The organism is Ruminococcus flavefaciens (assembly GCF_900108555.1).
Classification (GTDB): domain Bacteria; phylum Bacillota; class Clostridia; order Oscillospirales; family Ruminococcaceae; genus Ruminococcus; species Ruminococcus flavefaciens_P.
Genome location: NZ_FNWV01000006.1, coordinates 169,026 through 186,845 on the forward strand (window position 1 = coordinate 169,026; position 17,820 = coordinate 186,845).

General features: G+C 43.0%; 13 protein-coding genes. 8 read left to right on the plus strand and 5 right to left on the minus strand.

Annotated features, from left to right (window positions below):
• Nucleotides 1–3: 3 nt before the first annotated feature.
• Genes BLW60_RS09935 through BLW60_RS09945 form a run of 3 tightly spaced genes read right to left on the minus strand, consistent with a single transcriptional unit; the run spans nucleotide 4 to nucleotide 3,758 of the window.
• Nucleotides 4–2,373, minus strand: a complete 2,370-nt coding sequence (locus BLW60_RS09935) for a CotH kinase family protein (RefSeq protein WP_074716911.1) — start codon at nucleotides 2,371–2,373, stop codon at nucleotides 4–6.
• Between the two features lie 12 nt (nucleotides 2,374–2,385).
• Nucleotides 2,386–3,057, minus strand: coding sequence for a DUF4956 domain-containing protein (locus BLW60_RS09940; RefSeq protein WP_074716913.1), 672 nt, complete (start codon nucleotides 3,055–3,057; stop codon nucleotides 2,386–2,388).
• Between the two features lie 32 nt (nucleotides 3,058–3,089).
• Nucleotides 3,090–3,758, minus strand: coding sequence for a polyphosphate polymerase domain-containing protein (locus BLW60_RS09945; RefSeq protein WP_074716914.1), 669 nt, complete (start codon nucleotides 3,756–3,758; stop codon nucleotides 3,090–3,092).
• Between the two features lie 277 nt (nucleotides 3,759–4,035).
• Here BLW60_RS09945 and BLW60_RS09950 point away from each other — a divergent pair, with 277 nt between their 5' ends.
• A complete protein-coding gene (locus BLW60_RS09950) occupies nucleotides 4,036–4,713 on the plus strand; it encodes a response regulator transcription factor (protein ID WP_074716916.1) in 678 nt (225 codons plus the stop codon).
• Complete coding sequence (locus tag BLW60_RS09955; RefSeq protein WP_074716918.1) at nucleotides 4,707–5,924, plus strand: sensor histidine kinase; 1,218 nt, start codon at nucleotides 4,707–4,709, stop codon at nucleotides 5,922–5,924. Before BLW60_RS09950 ends, BLW60_RS09955 begins: the two co-directional genes overlap by 7 nt.
• 381 nt (nucleotides 5,925–6,305) lie before the next feature.
• Here the strand turns inward: BLW60_RS09955 and BLW60_RS09960 are convergent, their stop codons facing one another.
• A complete protein-coding gene (locus BLW60_RS09960) occupies nucleotides 6,306–6,554 on the minus strand; it encodes a heavy-metal-associated domain-containing protein (RefSeq protein ID WP_074716920.1) in 249 nt (82 codons plus the stop codon).
• A 297-nt stretch (nucleotides 6,555–6,851) separates the two neighbouring features.
• Between BLW60_RS09960 and BLW60_RS16825 the strand changes: the two genes are divergently transcribed.
• Together BLW60_RS16825 and BLW60_RS09970 are read left to right on the plus strand one after the other, a co-directional pair.
• Nucleotides 6,852–8,168, plus strand: a complete 1,317-nt coding sequence (locus tag BLW60_RS16825; protein ID WP_074716922.1) for a peptidoglycan DD-metalloendopeptidase family protein — start codon at nucleotides 6,852–6,854, stop codon at nucleotides 8,166–8,168.
• A 55-nt stretch (nucleotides 8,169–8,223) separates the two neighbouring features.
• Nucleotides 8,224–8,829 carry an AAA family ATPase gene (locus BLW60_RS09970; RefSeq protein ID WP_074716924.1) on the plus strand — a complete coding sequence of 202 codons (606 nt, stop codon included), beginning with the start codon at nucleotides 8,224–8,226 and terminating at the stop codon, nucleotides 8,827–8,829.
• A 241-nt stretch (nucleotides 8,830–9,070) separates the two neighbouring features.
• On the opposite strand, the gene BLW60_RS09975 is transcribed toward BLW60_RS09970, so the two are convergent.
• Nucleotides 9,071–11,635: a glycoside hydrolase family 11 protein gene (locus BLW60_RS09975; RefSeq protein WP_074716926.1), complete on the minus strand. Its 2,565-nt coding sequence runs from the start codon at nucleotides 11,633–11,635 to the stop codon at nucleotides 9,071–9,073.
• A gap of 494 nt (nucleotides 11,636–12,129) precedes the next feature.
• Here BLW60_RS09975 and BLW60_RS09980 point away from each other — a divergent pair, with 494 nt between their 5' ends.
• The 4 genes from BLW60_RS09980 (at nucleotide 12,130) to bglS (ending at nucleotide 17,739) form a co-directional block, all read left to right on the plus strand.
• Nucleotides 12,130–12,441 (plus strand): hypothetical protein, encoded by a 312-nt coding sequence (locus BLW60_RS09980; protein ID WP_074716928.1) that lies wholly within the window; start codon nucleotides 12,130–12,132, stop codon nucleotides 12,439–12,441.
• A 184-nt stretch (nucleotides 12,442–12,625) separates the two neighbouring features.
• Nucleotides 12,626–13,378 (plus strand): AraC family transcriptional regulator, encoded by a 753-nt coding sequence (locus tag BLW60_RS09985; RefSeq protein ID WP_074716930.1) that lies wholly within the window; start codon nucleotides 12,626–12,628, stop codon nucleotides 13,376–13,378.
• A gap of 191 nt (nucleotides 13,379–13,569) precedes the next feature.
• Complete coding sequence (locus tag BLW60_RS09990) at nucleotides 13,570–14,361, plus strand: AraC family transcriptional regulator (RefSeq protein ID WP_074716932.1); 792 nt, start codon at nucleotides 13,570–13,572, stop codon at nucleotides 14,359–14,361.
• 90 nt (nucleotides 14,362–14,451) lie between these two features.
• The gene (gene bglS, locus BLW60_RS17405; RefSeq protein ID WP_074716934.1) at nucleotides 14,452–17,739 is read left to right on the plus strand and encodes a beta-glucanase; all 3,288 of its coding nucleotides are present in this window, start codon (nucleotides 14,452–14,454) and stop codon (nucleotides 17,737–17,739) included.
• Nucleotides 17,740–17,820: the final 81 nt, after the last annotated feature.

Below are 17,820 nucleotides of genomic sequence, written 5' to 3' on the forward strand. Positions count from 1 at the left end.
GGATCATCTTTTGAATTTGAATGCAAATCCAAGACCGAGCAGGAGAACAAGTGCTGATGCACCAAGCAGTATATATGCTGTGGTATTGCTGCTTTCGCTGCCGCCGTTCATGGGTGAAAAGTTTCCCATATCAGGTCTTTCGCCGCTTCTTGATTTTTCTCCGTTTTCGGGAGCATTGCCCTTATCGTTGTTTGGCATAGTTGCTTCTGATTCTGCATCGGAAGTTATTTCAGTTTCAGTAGTTTTTTCTGAAGCTTCCTTGTCATCATCAGCTTCTGTTGTTTCTTCCTTTGAATTATCGGAAGGCTTGAAGCCGCCCTGCTTATCATCGGGGATATTGCTTGGGTCGAAGCCGTCAGGCATTTCACCGCCGAAATCGGGCATATTGCTTGGGTCAAAGCCGTCAGGCATCTCGCCGCCGAAATCAGGCATATTGCTTGGATCAAAGTCATCGGGCATCTCTCCGTTAAAGCCCTGAGGTGGCTGACCGCCGCCAAAGCTTGGCTTTCCGCCCTTTGAATCCTTTGAAGAATCGCTGCTGCTGTCAGATTTGCTGCTTCCGCTTGGAGCCTGCATATTGCTCAGATTCGTAACAGATAAGGAAGATGTATTTGGCATACTCTTTCTTGCGACCTTTTCAGTTTTGTCAGTTTTGGAAGTTTTCTCGGACTTATCAGTGGTTTCGTCCTTGTCAGTTGACTTGTTGTTTTTACTGCCGCCGAAACCGCCGAAGCCGCCTTTTCCGCCGCCCATAGAGCCCATGTCAGAAGTGTTCAGACCTGATGCATCAATAAGAGCTGAGCTGTCTGCGCTCTGTCCGGAAGATGTAGAAGGGATAGTTCCGTCGAGCTGTCCGCGAACGCTTTCTGCACGGAGAGTACAGAATTTAGTCATAGCCTCAACGCCTGTTTTGAACTCATCGTAAGTACAGAACTTAGTTGGATCCTTTTCAACGTATTTGTCGATAAGAGCAGCTGTATCGGAGATAAGCTTCTCAAAGTCAACGCTGTCAAGGAATTCACTCATCAGCTGGTGGTACTGCTCTGTGTATTCCTCGTTATCGAATATCCATGAAACCATCGGACGATCGCTCATATCGCCTGATACAGGAGTATCAATGGCGTCATTTACGGAAGATGAAGCGTTTCCGCCCATGAATGAGCCGTAAGCAAGGTTGTAGTCCCACGGTATCATTGAGAGCTGTCCGTTCTCTTCGTAAAGGTAGTAGTTGTGTATCATCTGACCTGTGTAGCTGTCGCCGTTAACAAGGAAATTATGTACTGCAAAGTAGCGGAGAACTTCATCAACGTCAACTGTATTTTCAAGGTCAGACTGCTCCTGAAGAGCTTTCAGTGAGCTGATAAGACGATTTTTGTCTGCTTTTGTAACAGCGGTTTTTGCATTATTGAAGATATTTGAATAGCTGTCGATATCGTCATCGGTATATTTAAGCTTTACATCGTCACTTCCCATACCAAATCCGCCGCCGCCAAAGCCGCCCTTGCCGCCGCCGAAGTCAGGTGCTTCGCCATTTTCTCCGCCGAACATCTTTGAAGGATCAAAGTCGAAGTCCTCGGGCATATTATCGGGATCGAACTGCGGCATATCTCCGCCGAAGTCTGGCATACCGCCGTCAAAGCCTTCGGGTGGAGCAAACTGGTTGTTTTCATTATCAGAGCTGTTTTTATCTTCGCTCTTGTTATCATTAAAATTCCCCATACTAAAGTCTTTGCCGTTTCCTCTTCCACCGCCGAAGCTCATTGCATCGGGCTTGTAGAGGTCGCCGTAGTTGCTGCCGTAGTTCCTTTCAAGGAAAGATTCCTCGATAGCTTCCACAGCAAGATACAGTCCCCAGTCCTCACCGTTGACTGTGATGTAAGTATAGCTGCAAAGAGGAGCATCAACGCCAAAATCATTCATGAGCGTATAGGCGAGGTAGTCCTTCATGTAGGTATTATCCTGAATGATATTGTTAAGGCAGAGCTTGTCAAGTCCATGATAGGTCTTGCCGTTTTCATACTGATCGAACTCTATCTTGAAGCTGTAACGGCTGCTGTTCATATTCTTTACGGAGCTGAGGGAAGTGTTGCCCTTAGCTCTGATACCTACATTTTTAACAGCTTCACCGTCAATGACCAGATTGCAGGCTGTGTATTCCTCATTTTCGCAGGTCTCGATAAAGCCGTCCCAGTCGTTGATAACGATATCAAGGGTATGTACCTTAGAGCGGTCGAAGAGTCGGTTTTCATAGCCTATGGCATGAGCTGTTTTTTCTATGCCCAGTGCCTGACCGTTGCAAAATATGACAGATATAATAAGTGTGACCGCGATAACGACCATACATATTTTATCAATGTTCTTATGTGCTGACATTCTATCACACCCTTATCCCATGTAGTCGCCGTTGTAGCTTACAAGAACTGCACTGCTGACACCTTCCATATCAGCAAGGGTATTTACGAAATCAGTATTATCGTCCTTGAGTCTGATCTCCATATTGAGCTCAACAGAGCCTTTCTGAGCAGTCTTGCTCTTTACTACGCATCTCTCTGTTTTGCCGTCAAGGAAAGCCTTTGCCTTTGTTTCGCTGTCATGACCGTCGCAGCGAACTACAACGATGTAAGGATTTTTGCAAGCCTTGCGGTTAACGAATACAAGGAGGATAACGCCTATGATGATGCTGCCGATAACTGCAAGAGGGATCATACCTGCTGCAAGGACTATACCTACTGCGATAGACCAGAACAGGAAGGCGATATCCAGCGGTTCTTTAATGGCTGTACGGAAACGGACGATAGAAAGCGCACCGACCATACCAAGTGAAAGAACGACATTGCTTGTGACTGCTAAGATAACAACTGTGGTTATCATTGTAAGTGCAACGAGAGTAGTACCGAAGCTTGATGAGTACATTACTCCCGAATATGTCTTTTTGTAAACGAGGAATATGAACATTCCCAGACCGAAAGCGAGTACAAGTGCGATCGCCATATCAAAAATGCTGACGCTGGTCACATTCTCTATAAAATTGGATTTGAAAACATCTTTGAAGCTCATTGTAAAAATCTCCTTTTACCAGTAAATTCATTTTAACCGTAAATTCGACAGGCTGCATATTTTGAGAAAGCTCCCTCGCGCCTGTCTGCAAGGGCAACTGCATCTCTGATTATATCGGGCAGAAATCCGTTCCATTTAACTTCAAGTATGATAGAATCGGAAACGGGAACTGTCACACAGTCGGGATCAAGAAAATCGGTGCATCTCATACCGCTTCTTACGTTGTAATCAAGTGTGACGCGGACATTGCCTGCGGGATATATGAAAGGCTCTCGTGTGTAATCCACGATAGTTTTCGGAGCAATTCCCTGAGTTTTCATTTTTGAGTAAAGCTCACGAATGAGCATATGCTCCGACTCTATCATCCACTCGGTATCACCGTCAACGATCATTTGTGCCTGCTGCGCCGTTAGCGGTGCGCTCAGCTTATTTCCAAGATGATCTATCTTGCTTTTCTTTTCCAGATGGATAACAGAAGTATCACCATTGTAGTATCTTATACGGAACTTTTCTCTTCGGCTCATTCCGTTTACTTTTTCCATAAGAGCTTTGTCTGCGAGATTATCGAAGTAAAGGCTGCGGATAAAGTATTTACCGTCTATGGTGTGTGGGTCAGGATATGCAACTGTGCTGAGTCTGTGACGTATCGTTATCATGTCGGAATAGTTGATCTCGTGCTTTATCTCGTGTCTGAAATCCATAGTATCACCTCTTTTCTTTGATATAGGACACACACAGACCAAATGGGCGAATTTTTTTAAGCCTGTGTGCGTTTATCCTATGCTTTAATTATACATATCATTGCTGAATTGACGCTGAAAGCGGGTGAAGATAAAGTAAAACAAAAGTGAAAGTTAAGTGAAATATTATACACAGATGTGTTTTTTCAGCTTGAATTCAGCTGTATAATGTATTATAATATTATTAAAAGAAAGATACAGAATGTCGTAAACAATGTTAAAAAAAGGGGGAACACACATGAAAATACTTATTATAGAAGATGAAAAGGTGTTAGCGGATTCGCTGAAGCTGATGCTGGAATCAAAGGGCTTTGAGGCGGAGGCAGTTTATGACGGTGAAAGCGGCGAGCAGTATGCCATGCTGGATATTTATGACCTCATAATACTTGATATAATGCTGCCCAAGAAGAATGGCTATCAGGTGGCAAAAGCTGTACGTGAAAAGCGCAATACTACACCTATTCTTATGCTGACAGCAAAATCAGATATAGATGATAAGGTGCAGGGACTCAATGCGGGAGCTGACTACTATCTTACCAAGCCATTTGACGCAAGGGAGCTTATTGCCTGCGTGAACGCGCTTCTTCGCCGACAGGGAACACAGTTAAATGAACTCGTATTCGGGAACACGAGACTTGATCTTGAGTCGGCTTCCCTTGTGTGCGGAGAGAACAGCATCAGATTATCCGCGAGAGAGTTTGAGGTTATGCGTATTCTTATGACTTCGGGAACTAATCATATATCAAAGGAAGCACTTCTTACAAAAGTATGGGGATATGACTCAAATGCAGTTGAGAACCATGTGGAAGCATATGTGAGCTTTCTGCGTAAAAAGCTGCTTAGTATCGGTTCAGATGTGCGTATAGAGGCAATGAGGCGATTAGGATATCATCTGGAGTGTGACACGAAATGCTGAAACGACTGAGGATAAAGTTCATAGCGGTAATAATGAGCATCGTTACTGTGCTTTTTATTGTTATATTCGGACTTGTGCTGCACTTCACAAAGCAGAATATCGCGCGTGAAAGCATACAGATGATGCGCACTCAGGCATTTCGTCCGCCTGCTACAGAACCTATGCACAAGCCTGACAATATGCCCGACAATATACGTCTGCCGTTTTTTACGGTACATATAGCCAAGGACGGTGAGCTGACAGCTTTTGGCGGCGGCTATTACGATCTTACGGATAAAGAGCTGCTTCAGAAACTTGTTGACGCTGCGGAAGAAAGTTCAAAGAATACGGGCATACTTCCCGACTATGACCTGAGATATATTAAGAATGAAAACGGTCCTATGAAAGCCATAGTATTTGCTGATATATCAAGTGAAAAAGCCATGATAAGGGGACTTATCAGGAACTCGGTCATAATAGGTCTGATAGGCTATGTAGTATTTTTTATCATAAGTCTGCTGCTGGCAAAATGGGTAACAAAGCCTGTTGAAAAGACGTGGAATGAGCAGAAGCAGTTCATAGCAGATGCTTCCCACGAGCTGAAAACTCCACTTACAGTAATTATGACGAATGCTGAGATGATGACCGATAAGACCTACGCAGAAAGCGACATGGACAACTTTACAAAAAATATCCTCTCAACGTCAAAGCGCATGAGAGGATTGATAGAAAGCCTGCTTGAACTTGCAAGGCTGGATAATAACAGTAACAGAGCACCGCAGAAATTCACCACAGTTGATTGCAGTAAGCTCATAAATGACAGTATACTGCCATTTGAACCGCTGTTTTATGAGAATGAAATGGAGCTTTCAACGGATATTGATGAGAATATCAAAGTGGAAGGCGACAAGGAAAAGCTCAGACAGGTCATAAATATACTTCTTGACAATGCGCTTAAATATTCTGATCCTGCTGATAAGGTCACAGTAAAGCTGAAACGTCAGTCGGCAAATTGTTTATTGTCGGTGACAGGTCTGGGAACTTCGCTTACAAAGGAGGACTGTGAGAATATTTTCAAGCGTTTTTACCGTGTGGATCAGTCAAGAAACGACGGTCAGAGCTATGGTCTGGGACTGTCTATCGCTGAAAGCATAGTAAGCGAGCATAATGGAAAAATATGGGCAGAAAGCGAGAACTGCTATAATACATTCTATGTCTCCCTGCCGGTATGAGATAGCTGAAAAGAGAGCTGCCTTTAACCGTGATACATATACAGAAACTTTTATACTGATTATTGAGAGAAGCCCCTTTTGAAAAAGGGGCTTCTCTCAAACTCTCTCCCGAAAACTTCTGTTTTTATTTTTTTCCAGATAGAGCGCGACCTGTACATTACAGGTCTTTCTTATTACTTGTACGCGCCCTATCTGGAAAAAAATCAGATAAAAGTCTTTGGAAAGGGGTTCGGGGGTGACTCCCCGCAGTGCGGGGAGATGTCACGCAGTGACAGAGGGGCGCGCCTCCGTCAGAGGAACCTTTCCTCAGAAAGGGTTCCCCCGATAAATTAATATAAACTTCTATATGAGTACCACGATTAAAGGCAGCTCGCTTTTAACTCATCTGCGGAATAATCCTTTTTTCTCGTATGGCTCTGAGGTTATGCCGAGCACCTTATAGCCTGATTTTTCAACGGTTTCTTTCAGCAATGCTTTATCGAGCTCTTCCTCAGAGATTATTTCTGTTTCGCCCTTGCTGTGAGAGGAATTGACCTTTTTGGCGTTAACTGCGGCGCGGACAGCATCATTTACGTGAGCTTCGCACATTCCGCACATCATGCCTTCAACTTTGATTATTGTCTTTACCATGTAATTCAGCTCCTTTAGTTAGTTTGTACTGACAACTTTATTGTACTCTTTTTTATTGAAGCTGTCAAGTAGTGCTGAATATTATTGTTATATTTCCCGTTCAGGAAGTGTTTTATGTACTTGAAAGTATTAAAAACAAAAAAGACGAAAAAATTTCTTTCGTTCATTATGCACCGTATGAAAGGCTTTTTCAGGTCTCCTTTGGTGAAAGTTACGGATTTGGATTGACTTTTTATTGAAAATATGGTAATATATGTATTGTCATATTATTTTTTTACTGCAAAAGGAGAAAATATCATGAAGAGTTTAATAAGGAGAGCAGCTGCTTTCCTCTTATCTATAGCTGTAATTTTTACTGTTTCCATATGCGTTCCCACACTGAACGCAAAGGCTGCGGTATATGCTGTATGGCCGACAGAAGCAAAGTATAAGAATATAACCACTTATTTTGACCCTGCACGAAACACCTATGATACTTCGGATCATCATAACGCGATCGATATCGAAGCGGCAGGCGGCAGCAATATCTATGCAGCTTACGGCGGTGAGGTCATTTCGGCTGACTGGAAGGACGCTTACGGATATATGGTAATACTTTATCATTCCGATCTGGGAGTATATACCTTCTACGCTCATGCTTCACAGATGAATGTTTCCGCAGGAGCTAAGGTAAAACAGGGCGATGTTATTGCTAAAGTAGGAAGCACAGGACAGTCCTCGGGAAATCATCTCCATTTCGGAGTCTGTGACAAGCTTCTCGGAGCTTTCCCTACACGTACATACTATGATCCGCTGAGCTACTTTGTATTTTCTGATAATACAGGCGGAAGCAGCTCGCAGCCAAGCAATACTCCTGCTGCTGAATGTGGCTGCTCTGATGATCATGCAGGACTTTATACCACAAAAAATGTAGTTACATATCTCAATATCCGTTCTGGACACGGTACTAATACATCTGTTATCGGTCAGATACCTGCAAATGCTGAGTTTACAGTAACTAAGGGCGACGGACAGTGGGCACACGTTGAGTATAACGGAGTCAAGGGTTATGCCTCAATGGACTATATGCAGCGCAAGGAAGAGATAAAGTCAGGCATGAAGATCGAGAATCAGACAGCTCCCGAGGGAACTGTTGAGATCGGCAAGCCATTCTCAATAAAAGGCGTTATAACTTCTAACCTTAAAATAACCAAAGTAAGCGGTGGTGTTTATTTCCGAAACGGTGAAGCAACAAGCCAGTGTGCGGAAGCTGCTCCGAATGATGTAAAATACGATCTTTCATCTTACTTTGATAAGAATATCGTATTCAATGCGCTTTATGAAGGTGAGTATACCTACAAGATAGTTGCTGAGGATACGAGCGGACAGGCATATACGCTGGTATCAAGTGATTTTGTAATAAGCAGCGACATATACAGCGGTGTTATGGGAGACCTCAGCGATGACGGAAAGCTGAGTGTTTCGGATATCGTTTTACTTCAGGATTATATCCTCAATAAGTCCGAGAAGTTCACCAAGAGGCAGTATCTTGCTTCTGATATGAACAAGGACGGAACAGTTGATGTATTTGATCTTGTTGAACTTAAAAAAGCAGTAATTGCAGTAAGTGAATAATTAATATGGAAGTATCATTTCGGTGGTACTTCCGTTTTTGTTAAAGGAGAAATTTATGAGCGCGGAAATGATCGTAAAAGATTTGAAGAAGCACTATACAAAAGGAAAAACACTGTTAGTCGGCATAGACGGTCTTGGCGGAGCAGGCAAGAGCACAGTTGCAGATGAAGTGAGCAGACTTCTTGAAGCCGAGGGCATAAATACCGAGGCCTTTCATGTTGATGATTTTATCCACACGAAGTCTGTCAGATATAATGATGACTATCCTCAGTGGGAGCAGTATTACTATTTGCAGTGGCGGTATGATTATTTCCTCAGTGCAGTCGTTAAGCCTTTGCGTGAAAGCATGGAAGTGCCTCCTGTGGAGCTTTACGACAAGGATAATGACAGCTACATCACGGATATGAGGAGCATAACAAATGGCAGCATCGTCATTACTGAGGGGATATTCTTGCAGCGTGAAGAGCTTAAAGGTGCATTCGACTATGTGATATATGTTGATGTACCCGAAAAAGAAAGGCTCAGCAGAGTGCTTCTCAGAGACGGATATATCGGAGATGAAACGGATATCCGCAGAAAGTATGAGGAGCGTTATTTCCCTGCGGAGCGTTTCTACGCGGAAAAGTACCGCCCAACTGAAAATGCAGACCTCGTAATATAACAAAACAGAACTTATAGCTTTGGTACTGTGATACAATAATTATTAATGTTGATCGGAATTTAACGGGTTTTCCGTTAAATTATGAAGCATTTAGCCTTTAGCCATTAGGAAGCGGCTTCGCCGCACCTACAATGGGCTAACTGCTAATAGCTAACGGCTCAAATCAATATGATAAAACAATGCCCCTAAGTGACAGCATATCACTTAGGGGCAAAATATATGTATGAGTATTGTTTTTATGTTATTTGAAAGCGTATCTCATAAAGGTATAGAGGTGGGGCTTTACTGAACCGCCGTCGTGTCCGCCGCCCGGGATAGACTGGTAAACGTGGTCGACACCGTTCTTTGTGAGAATGTCGCTGTACTCCTGTGGGAATGTACCGACAACCGAGTCGTTTGTGCCGCCTGTTATCATGAATACAGCAGGCTCAGGACCGACATCGCTGAACTTCATCTCACTTTCTGTCATACAGCCGGGGTGCTCCATGAACATATCCTTACCGGGAGTTATGCCCGGTGCAGGACAAGCACCGCCAACATATCCGAAAAGATCGGGACGCATAAGACCTATGTAGATAGCTTCACGACCGCCCATTGAGAAACCTGTGATAGCACGGTTCTCTCTGCCTGTTTTTACGGGATAGTTTTCTTCGATAAAAGGTATAAGGCTGTCGGAGATATCATAGAGGAAATTATCATAAGCTGCGCAGGTCTCCTGATTGATACCGAAGCTGCCGTTACCGTCCTTGCTTGTATACTGGCTTGGCAGAACGATTATCATATCCTCAGCCTCACCGTTTGCAGTAAGACCTGTGAGAAGCTCCTGAACTCCCATACCATTCAGCATACTGTTTTCATCACCGCCTATGCCGTGAAGAACGTACATTACAGGGTATTCTTTATTTGAGTCATAGTCAGGTGGCAGGATAACATTGCAGGACTTTGTTCCGCCTGTGAATTTGCAGGTATAGGTCTTTTTCTCGACCTTGCATTTGCTTGACTTCTGAGCATTGCTCGGAACATTAGTTGGCATATCCTGTCTTATCTGTGCGTTGTATTTCACATAGACCTTTGTTGTGGTCGAAGGCTTTTCTGTAGTAGTTCCCACAGTAGTAGGTTCAGAAGCAGTTGTCTCCGTTTCTGCTGTTGTAGTTACTATGGTTGTAGTCTTGCTTGTTTCTTCTGTAGTTACTTCTGTGGTATTTATTGTTGCTGTAGTTTCTGTAGTTGCCTCCGAAGCCGCGGCAGCAGAAGTAGTATCCACTGTAGTAGCTTCAGATATGACTGTTGTTTCTGTAGCAGCAGTAGTAGTAGTAGTAGTAGTAGTTGTTGTTGTTGTTGTTGTTGTCACGGGCTGTTTGAATTCCTTTACAACTCCGCGCAGGTACTTATGGAGCATTACCAGATCAGCGATATTTACATCACCGTCGCCGTTAAGGTCAGCATTTATAGTCGGCTTGACTCCGTATGATAAAATACTGATAAGGACTCTTCTCATTGCAGGCATATCATATATATCAACAACACCGTCATTGTTGATATCGCCCTGAATGATAACTTCATTCTTAGTACCTTCAAGGTCGACCGCTAAAGGTTTTGTACCGTCATCACCTACATAGAAATCATCTAAATAGAATTCCTCATTGTCATCGGTGGTGAAAACAAGCTTCAGATCAATTGCACCGTCAGGTATCGTATATGAGAGATTGGAAATATCTGTCCATTCCAACTGCTTTCCGTTTACAGCAGTAATAAGGTCATTCTGCAATATACCGTTCTTGTCCGTGTACTCCAGTGTGATACGGAAAGTGGAATTGTCAAGGGAAGACTGCATCATGGAAGCACCGATACTGTATTTGGTATTCGGCTTGAAAGTATTAGGATCAAGGTCATAAACGAGACCGTCCGACGAGCAGCTGCGATGACTGACAAATAAAGATCTTCCTCTTGACATAACATCATTTAATATCTGATAATAGGAAATACCTTTTTTGTTCCATTTAGTAAGCTGACCATTATCAAATTTGGACTTTATGTAATATCCGTTCGAGTCAGGCTTTAAAGGAGCAGGCATAGTTGGTTTTGGCGTGATCTGTACTTTTCTTACATTTGCCGAACCGCTGGAGCTATAACAATCAATGTTGAAAGTAACATTGTAAATAGTTCCCGATACATCAAATCCTAAATTTGACCATGCATTAAAATGTCTGGTAACGTTTACACTGCCGTGCAGATCCTGCGTAACGCCATCTTTGCTCGAACTCTTCTTCCGTACATTATAATATGACGGGAATGATGACGTACCCCAGATCGACGGCTGATTATAACGCATATATTTATAGATATCGTATACGTTTCCGTCGGAAGTAACGGTACCTAAAGGCGTCAGATCACTTCCCGGCGGTCTCCAGCTGGTCCAGCCTTCGACTATATAGAATTCAGCCATAGGATTAAGTGTCCAGCCGTATACTCCGAAGAAAGAATTGCCGTTCGGCGAGTACTCAAAGTCGTAATCCACTATGATATCAGATTTTAACTGCTTATAAGTCTTTGGGTTTTTGTTATATTCATAACCTCTGTTGAAAAGACAGTCCTGAATACCGTCCCATGAACACTCGAAACCGTCTTCGGTAGGTGTCATCGAAATGTCGCCCGAAAAATTACCGTTCCACATTTCATATGTGTACCCGTTGATCGTACCCTTTATCTGATCATCAGCGGCACTTGCTGAAAAGGGAACAGCTGCGGCAGTTAATAAAAGAGCTGTACCTGTGCTTAAAATCCTTTTGAATTTTCTTAAATCCACTTAAATCACTCCTCATGTCACTTAAAAAATAATAATTTCAGTATTTTTGATATGGAACTAAGTCACCTCAATATATATCTGAGTTGATTATAAAATCCAAATCACAAAAAAGCAAGTCGTTTATTGTTGTGATTATTAAAAGTCACTAAAAATTGCTCGATAAGTGCACGAAATTTTATTGCAGGCAAAAATGTATATACATTTTTATAATACATTATTTTATCGGATATAACAACTCAAATTTTAAAGATAAGGTGTAAAATATGACGAAATTATTAAATATCAATAGTTAAATGACTAAACGTCAATACTGTTAACAAAAAATTAATATTTTGAGTAGAAATATTACCATTTTTGTCATAATTTTAGTATAAGATATTGCGGTGTATCATTATAATTTAAGTAATATAAAAAAGAGGCGTGCATTTTACATCGTTTTTATCTAAAATGCACACAAGAAGGGTGAATAAAAATTAAATAATGGGGGCAGACTTATGAAAAAAGAATTTCTTTCGCTCATAACATCTGCGGCTTCGTTTATTCCTGCTGCGGCGATAATGCCGCTTTCAGGCGATAACTTTAAAGGCATGAAAACTCTTACCGGGGAAACTGACAGCCTCGGACTAAAAAAGCGCCAGGAACGCGTCTTTGCGGCTGACGGTCCTGATGAAATTGCATACAGTAACATGAAGCCCGAGATGATGGATCTCAAGACTCATTCTAACTACTTTACTAATCTTATTTCTCACAGGGGCAGCTCCTACAGGTTTGTTCCTCAGGGCAAACACATTGGCAGAGATATGTAATGCATTATGTTATGTGTCTGCGTATTTCTTCCGCAAAACAGTTGAATGATCGACCTCTTTTCATGATCGAGTCCGCTGTGCACAAAATGTATGGCGGACTTGATTTAAGACATATAAAGATGTTGAATAATTCATAAATAAATGGTATAATAAGGTAAAGTAATTAATATGAGAGGTGAAATACATGAGTGATTATACCGAAAAGTACATTTCCTCACATCTCTTCCTAAAGCGCGAAGAAGGCTTTGAGCACGCCCCGTTTGACAGGGAGATAGCTTGCTATGAGAGCATCTGCTCAGGCAATATCGAGCTTGTAAAAGTTTTTGCAACTCCGCTTTGCAGCGAAGGCTATGGTGTGCTCAGCAAAGATCCGCTCAGAAATCTGAAATATCATTTCAGCATTTCGGCTGCGCTTATAGCTCGTTTCTGTATCAACAGCGGAATGACGCTTGAAGAGGCTTACAATCTCAGCGATATTTATATTATGAAGGCTGATGAATGCCGTACCGAGGCGGAGGTTCATCAGGTGCATCAGGAAATGATCGAAGGCTATACCCGACATATGAGAAGAGTTCGCAACAGTGGTATCTATTCAAAGCAGATAGTACGTGCGCTGGATTTTATCAGCGACCATCTGCATGGTAAGATAATGATAGAAGATGCAGCGGATTATCTCAAGATCAGTCCTGCTTATCTTTCGAGACTGTTCAAAGCAGAGACGGGTATCGCGTTCAGCAATTATGTAAGCAAGACTAAGGCTGAGGAAGCAGCAAATCTGCTGACATTCTCCGAGTATACCGACTCTGAGATAAGCAATCTTCTTGGATTCAGCTCACAGAGCTATTTTATCAAGATATTCAAGAAGTATCTGGGAGTTACTCCGAAAGAGTACAAAAAGCGATATAAATTCCCGGATTTTACAAAAGAAAACCATTAAAATGGCTTATCCCTCGCATTTTGCGGGGGATAACATTTTATGCAGATATCATAAAATTGCCAAATATGACACTAAAATAATATAATTCCAGGCTTGAAAATGTTATAATCACCACAATGAATATGATTTTTCTTGTTTTTTCAATGTGGATTTGTCATTAAAACGTTATTTTTAAGAATGGAGAATGCTGAATGATAATCAACAATGTTGGCTTCGACCACTGCCATGACGCAGACTTTTTTATTGACAGACCCGACGGGAGCGGTGACTATCTGCTTCTTCTTGTTCGTACCCCTGCTGTTTTCGAGATCGACGGCAAAGAGATAACTACACCTGCGGGCTCGGTCTTTATCTATCCAAAGGGCAGACCTCAGCGTTACCGCTGTGTACCGCTGAACGTTTTTGAGAATGACTGGGTACATTTTGATTTCGACGATGCAGGAGAGGAAGAAGAGTTCCTTAAAATGGGCATACCGCTTGAGACACCTGTGACAATGCCGCTGGAATTTCTCAGCTATTGCGTAAAATCCATAGCTTATGAGAAGTATTCCGACAATTACTGCAAAATAGAATCCGCAGAGTTATTTATGCGTCTGATGTTTATTAAGATACGTGAAAAAACACTAAACAGTACATCAGGCAGAAGAAGCTCACAGTTTGAACTTATATCAACTGTGCGCAATAAGATATATAGCAGACCTTATGAACAGCGCAGTGTGGACAGCACAGCACACGAAGTCCGCATGAGCCGTTCGGCTTTTCAGCACGCTTATAAAAAGCACTTTGGCATGACCTTTATCGAAGACCTTGTAAAGAGCAGAGTCAGCTATGCGAAGATGCTTCTCTCGACTACCAACATGAACATAACCGACATTTCAACAAGCAGCGGATACCATAGTTATGTTCACTTTGCAAGGCAGTTCAAGGAGCAGACAGGATTTACTCCGTCTGAATACCGCAAAAAAGCACAAAATGTTACATAACGTGCTCGATTTGTTATTGTATTTGCCTGCACGTTTTGTTACAATTAGTGTATAAATTGTGACTAATGTCACGGAATGAGAGGGAATGTAATGAAAAAGCACAATTTCAGAAGATGTGCAGCGGTTTTTGCTGCCTGCACGATCATGGCATCAGCTCTTCCTGTTGTTTCGGCTCCGGCTTCAGCTGCAGGAAACATCATCAAGAACTCGACATTTGAAACAGGTACATCCGGTTGGGGCACTTACAAAGAAAGCGGCGGCAAATGTACACTTACTACCGAGGACGGACAGCTTGCACTGAAGATAACATCTGTCGGCAAGCTCAACTATGCTGTTCAGCTCAACTATGATATCATTCCGCTTTATAAGAATGGTGTTTATCGTTTAAAGTACGATATATCAAGTACAGTTGATCGTTACGTAGAGGGTATGATACAGCAGAACGGCGGCAAATACCAGGCATATACATGGAAGGGTATCCAGGTAACATCTACTCCGCAGACAATAGATTATGAGTTCACCATGAAGGAAGATACAGATATCATGGCGAAGATGTGCTTCAACTGCGGATTGCAGGAGAAGGATCCCGAGCTTGGCGAGCATACTATCTATCTTGACAACGTTTCACTCGAACTTGTTGATGACAGCAATGTTGACTATTCAGCTGACAAGGCTTACGAGCCTGACATAAATATAAATCAGGTTGGCTACAGGACAAATGCTCCTAAGATCGCTGTATTCAGAAACGTTACATCAGCAGGTACATTTGAGGTCGTAAATGCTGATACGAATGTAAGCGTTTACACAGGACAGCTTGAAGGGCCTGTAAGCAATACAGGTGCAAATGAGACAAACTATAAGGGCGATTTCTCAAAGGTAACTGCTGCCGGTAATTATTATATAAAGTGCGCAGGCCTTGACAATTCATATACTTTCGCTATCGGTGACAATGTTTACAGAAATCTCCTTGATGATTCTGTAAAGATGCTATATTTACAGCGATGCGGCGTTGCTGTAGAGGGCGGCAAGTTCAGCCATGCTGCTTGTCACACATCTCTGGCAACAGTTTACGGAACAAGCGACAAGATCGACGTTTCGGGCGGCTGGCACGATGCTGGCGACTACGGCAGATATGTAGTTCCTGCTGCAAAGGCTGTAGCTGACCTCCTTTACGCATACGGTGCTGCGCCTTCACTTTACAGCGACAGTATCGGTATCCCCGAGAGCGGAAACGGTGTTGCTGATATCCTTGATGAAGCACGTTTCGAGCTTGAATGGATGAAGAAGATGCAGAGAAGCGACGGCGGTGTTTATCACAAGGTAAGCTGCGCTAACTTCCCCGGATTTGTAATGCCTGAAAAGGAAACAGGCGAGCTTATAGTAACTCCTGTTTCTTCAACAGCAACTGCTGATTTCTGTGCTTCCATGGCACTTGCATATGAGTTCTACAAGGACGTTGACAGCACATTTGCTGCTGACTGTCTCGATCGTGCAAAGAAGTCTTGGGACTATCTCCAGCAGAATCCTAATTTCAATTTCAAGAATCCTGCTGATATAGTTACAGGTGATTACGGCGACTTGACCGACAAGGACGAGCGCTATTGGGCAGCTATCCAGATGTACCGCGCAACAGGCGACAGCAAGTACATCAGCGATATAAGCGGTGCACGCAGCGGACTTGACTGGTCAACAGTAGGCGACTATGGTAATATCGCTATCCTTACAATGAAGGATCCCGACATTAATTCAGCTGTATACAGAAACGCTAAGGAAGAGATACTTTCTCAGGCTGACAGCTTCGTAAAGGTCGCTAAGAATTCAGGCTACGGCGTAGCACTTTCAAAGTTCAACTGGGGCAGCAATATGACAGTGGCAAATGCAGGTATCATTCTCGGACTTGCATATCAGCTCACAGGCGATACAGCATATCTCAATGCTGCTGACGGACAGCTCGACTATCTCCTCGGAACAAATCCGCTCGGAACAAGCTTTATGACAGGCTACGGCACAGTATCACCTCAGAATCCTCACCACAGACCTTCTGTTGCAGCAGGCGAGGCTATGAAGGGTATGCTGGTCGGCGGCGTAAACTCATCACTTGAGGACAGTGCTGCAAAGGCTTACTGTGCAGATTCACCTGCATATAAGTGCTATATCGACAACAGCGAAAGCTATTCAACAAACGAGATAACCATTTACTGGAATTCTCCTCTTACATATCTGCTCACACTTACAGACGGTGCAGCAGCTTCACAGCAGCCTGTAGTAACACCTCCGACTCCTTCGGGCGTAACAAAGTGGGGCGATGCTAACTGCGATGGCGATGTTGATATGTCTGATGTTGTACTTGTAATGCAGTCACTTGCTAATCCGAACAAGTACGGTGTTAACGGTTCAAGCACAGACCATATAACAGCACAGGGCGTTGCGAATGCTGATGTTTACGAGAACGGCACAAACCTTACAGGAAATGATGCTGTTTCTATCCAGAAGTACCTTCTCGGACTGGTAAATCTCCCTGAGTCATATGCTGCTCAGCCTGTAGTTACAACTACTACTCAGCCTGCAACAACTACAACAACGACTACTGCCACAACAACTACTACAAGCAAAACTACCACAACTACAACTACAACAAGCACAACAACTACCACCACTACAACAACTGTTCCGAGTGTAAATCTCCCGTTCCCTGACAAGGGCACACCTATGAACACTCGCGCAACAATGGTATCTGATTTCCGTACAGGAAAGGGCGGCGACTTCTTTGCATCTAACGGCTGGACAAACGATAAGCCTTTTGATTGCTGGTGGTATGAGCGCAATGCAGTTATTAAGAATGGTCTCCTTGAGCTCAGCATAGACCAGAAGTGGACAGATGACAAAAATCCAAACTGGAATCCACGCTATTCGGGCGGTGAGTTCCGTACAAATAACTTCTATCACTACGGCTACTATGAGACATCAATGCAGGCAATAAAGAATGATGGTGTTGTATCTTCGTTCTTCACTTATACAGGCGAGTCTGACAAGAATCCTTGGGACGAGATAGACATCGAGATCCTCGGTAAGGACACAACTAAGGTTCAGCTCAACTATTACACAAATGGTCAGGGCAACCACGAAAAGATGATCGACCTCGGATTTGATGCATCACAGGAATTCCATACCTATGGATTTGACTGGCAGCCTGACCACATCACATGGTATATCGACGGAAAGCCTGTACATACAGCTACACAGAATATACCTCGTACAGCAGGCAAGATCATGATGAATGCATGGCCGGGCCTTACAGTTGATGACTGGCTCAAGCCGTTCAACGGCAGAACACCTCTTGTTGCACGTTATCAGTGGGTAACATACAATAAGCAATAATTGGTGAATGAAATTGTAAATTTCTTTCCATTATACATTAGTCAAGGGCGGTACATAAAGTACCGCCCTTCGGCTTTGTAT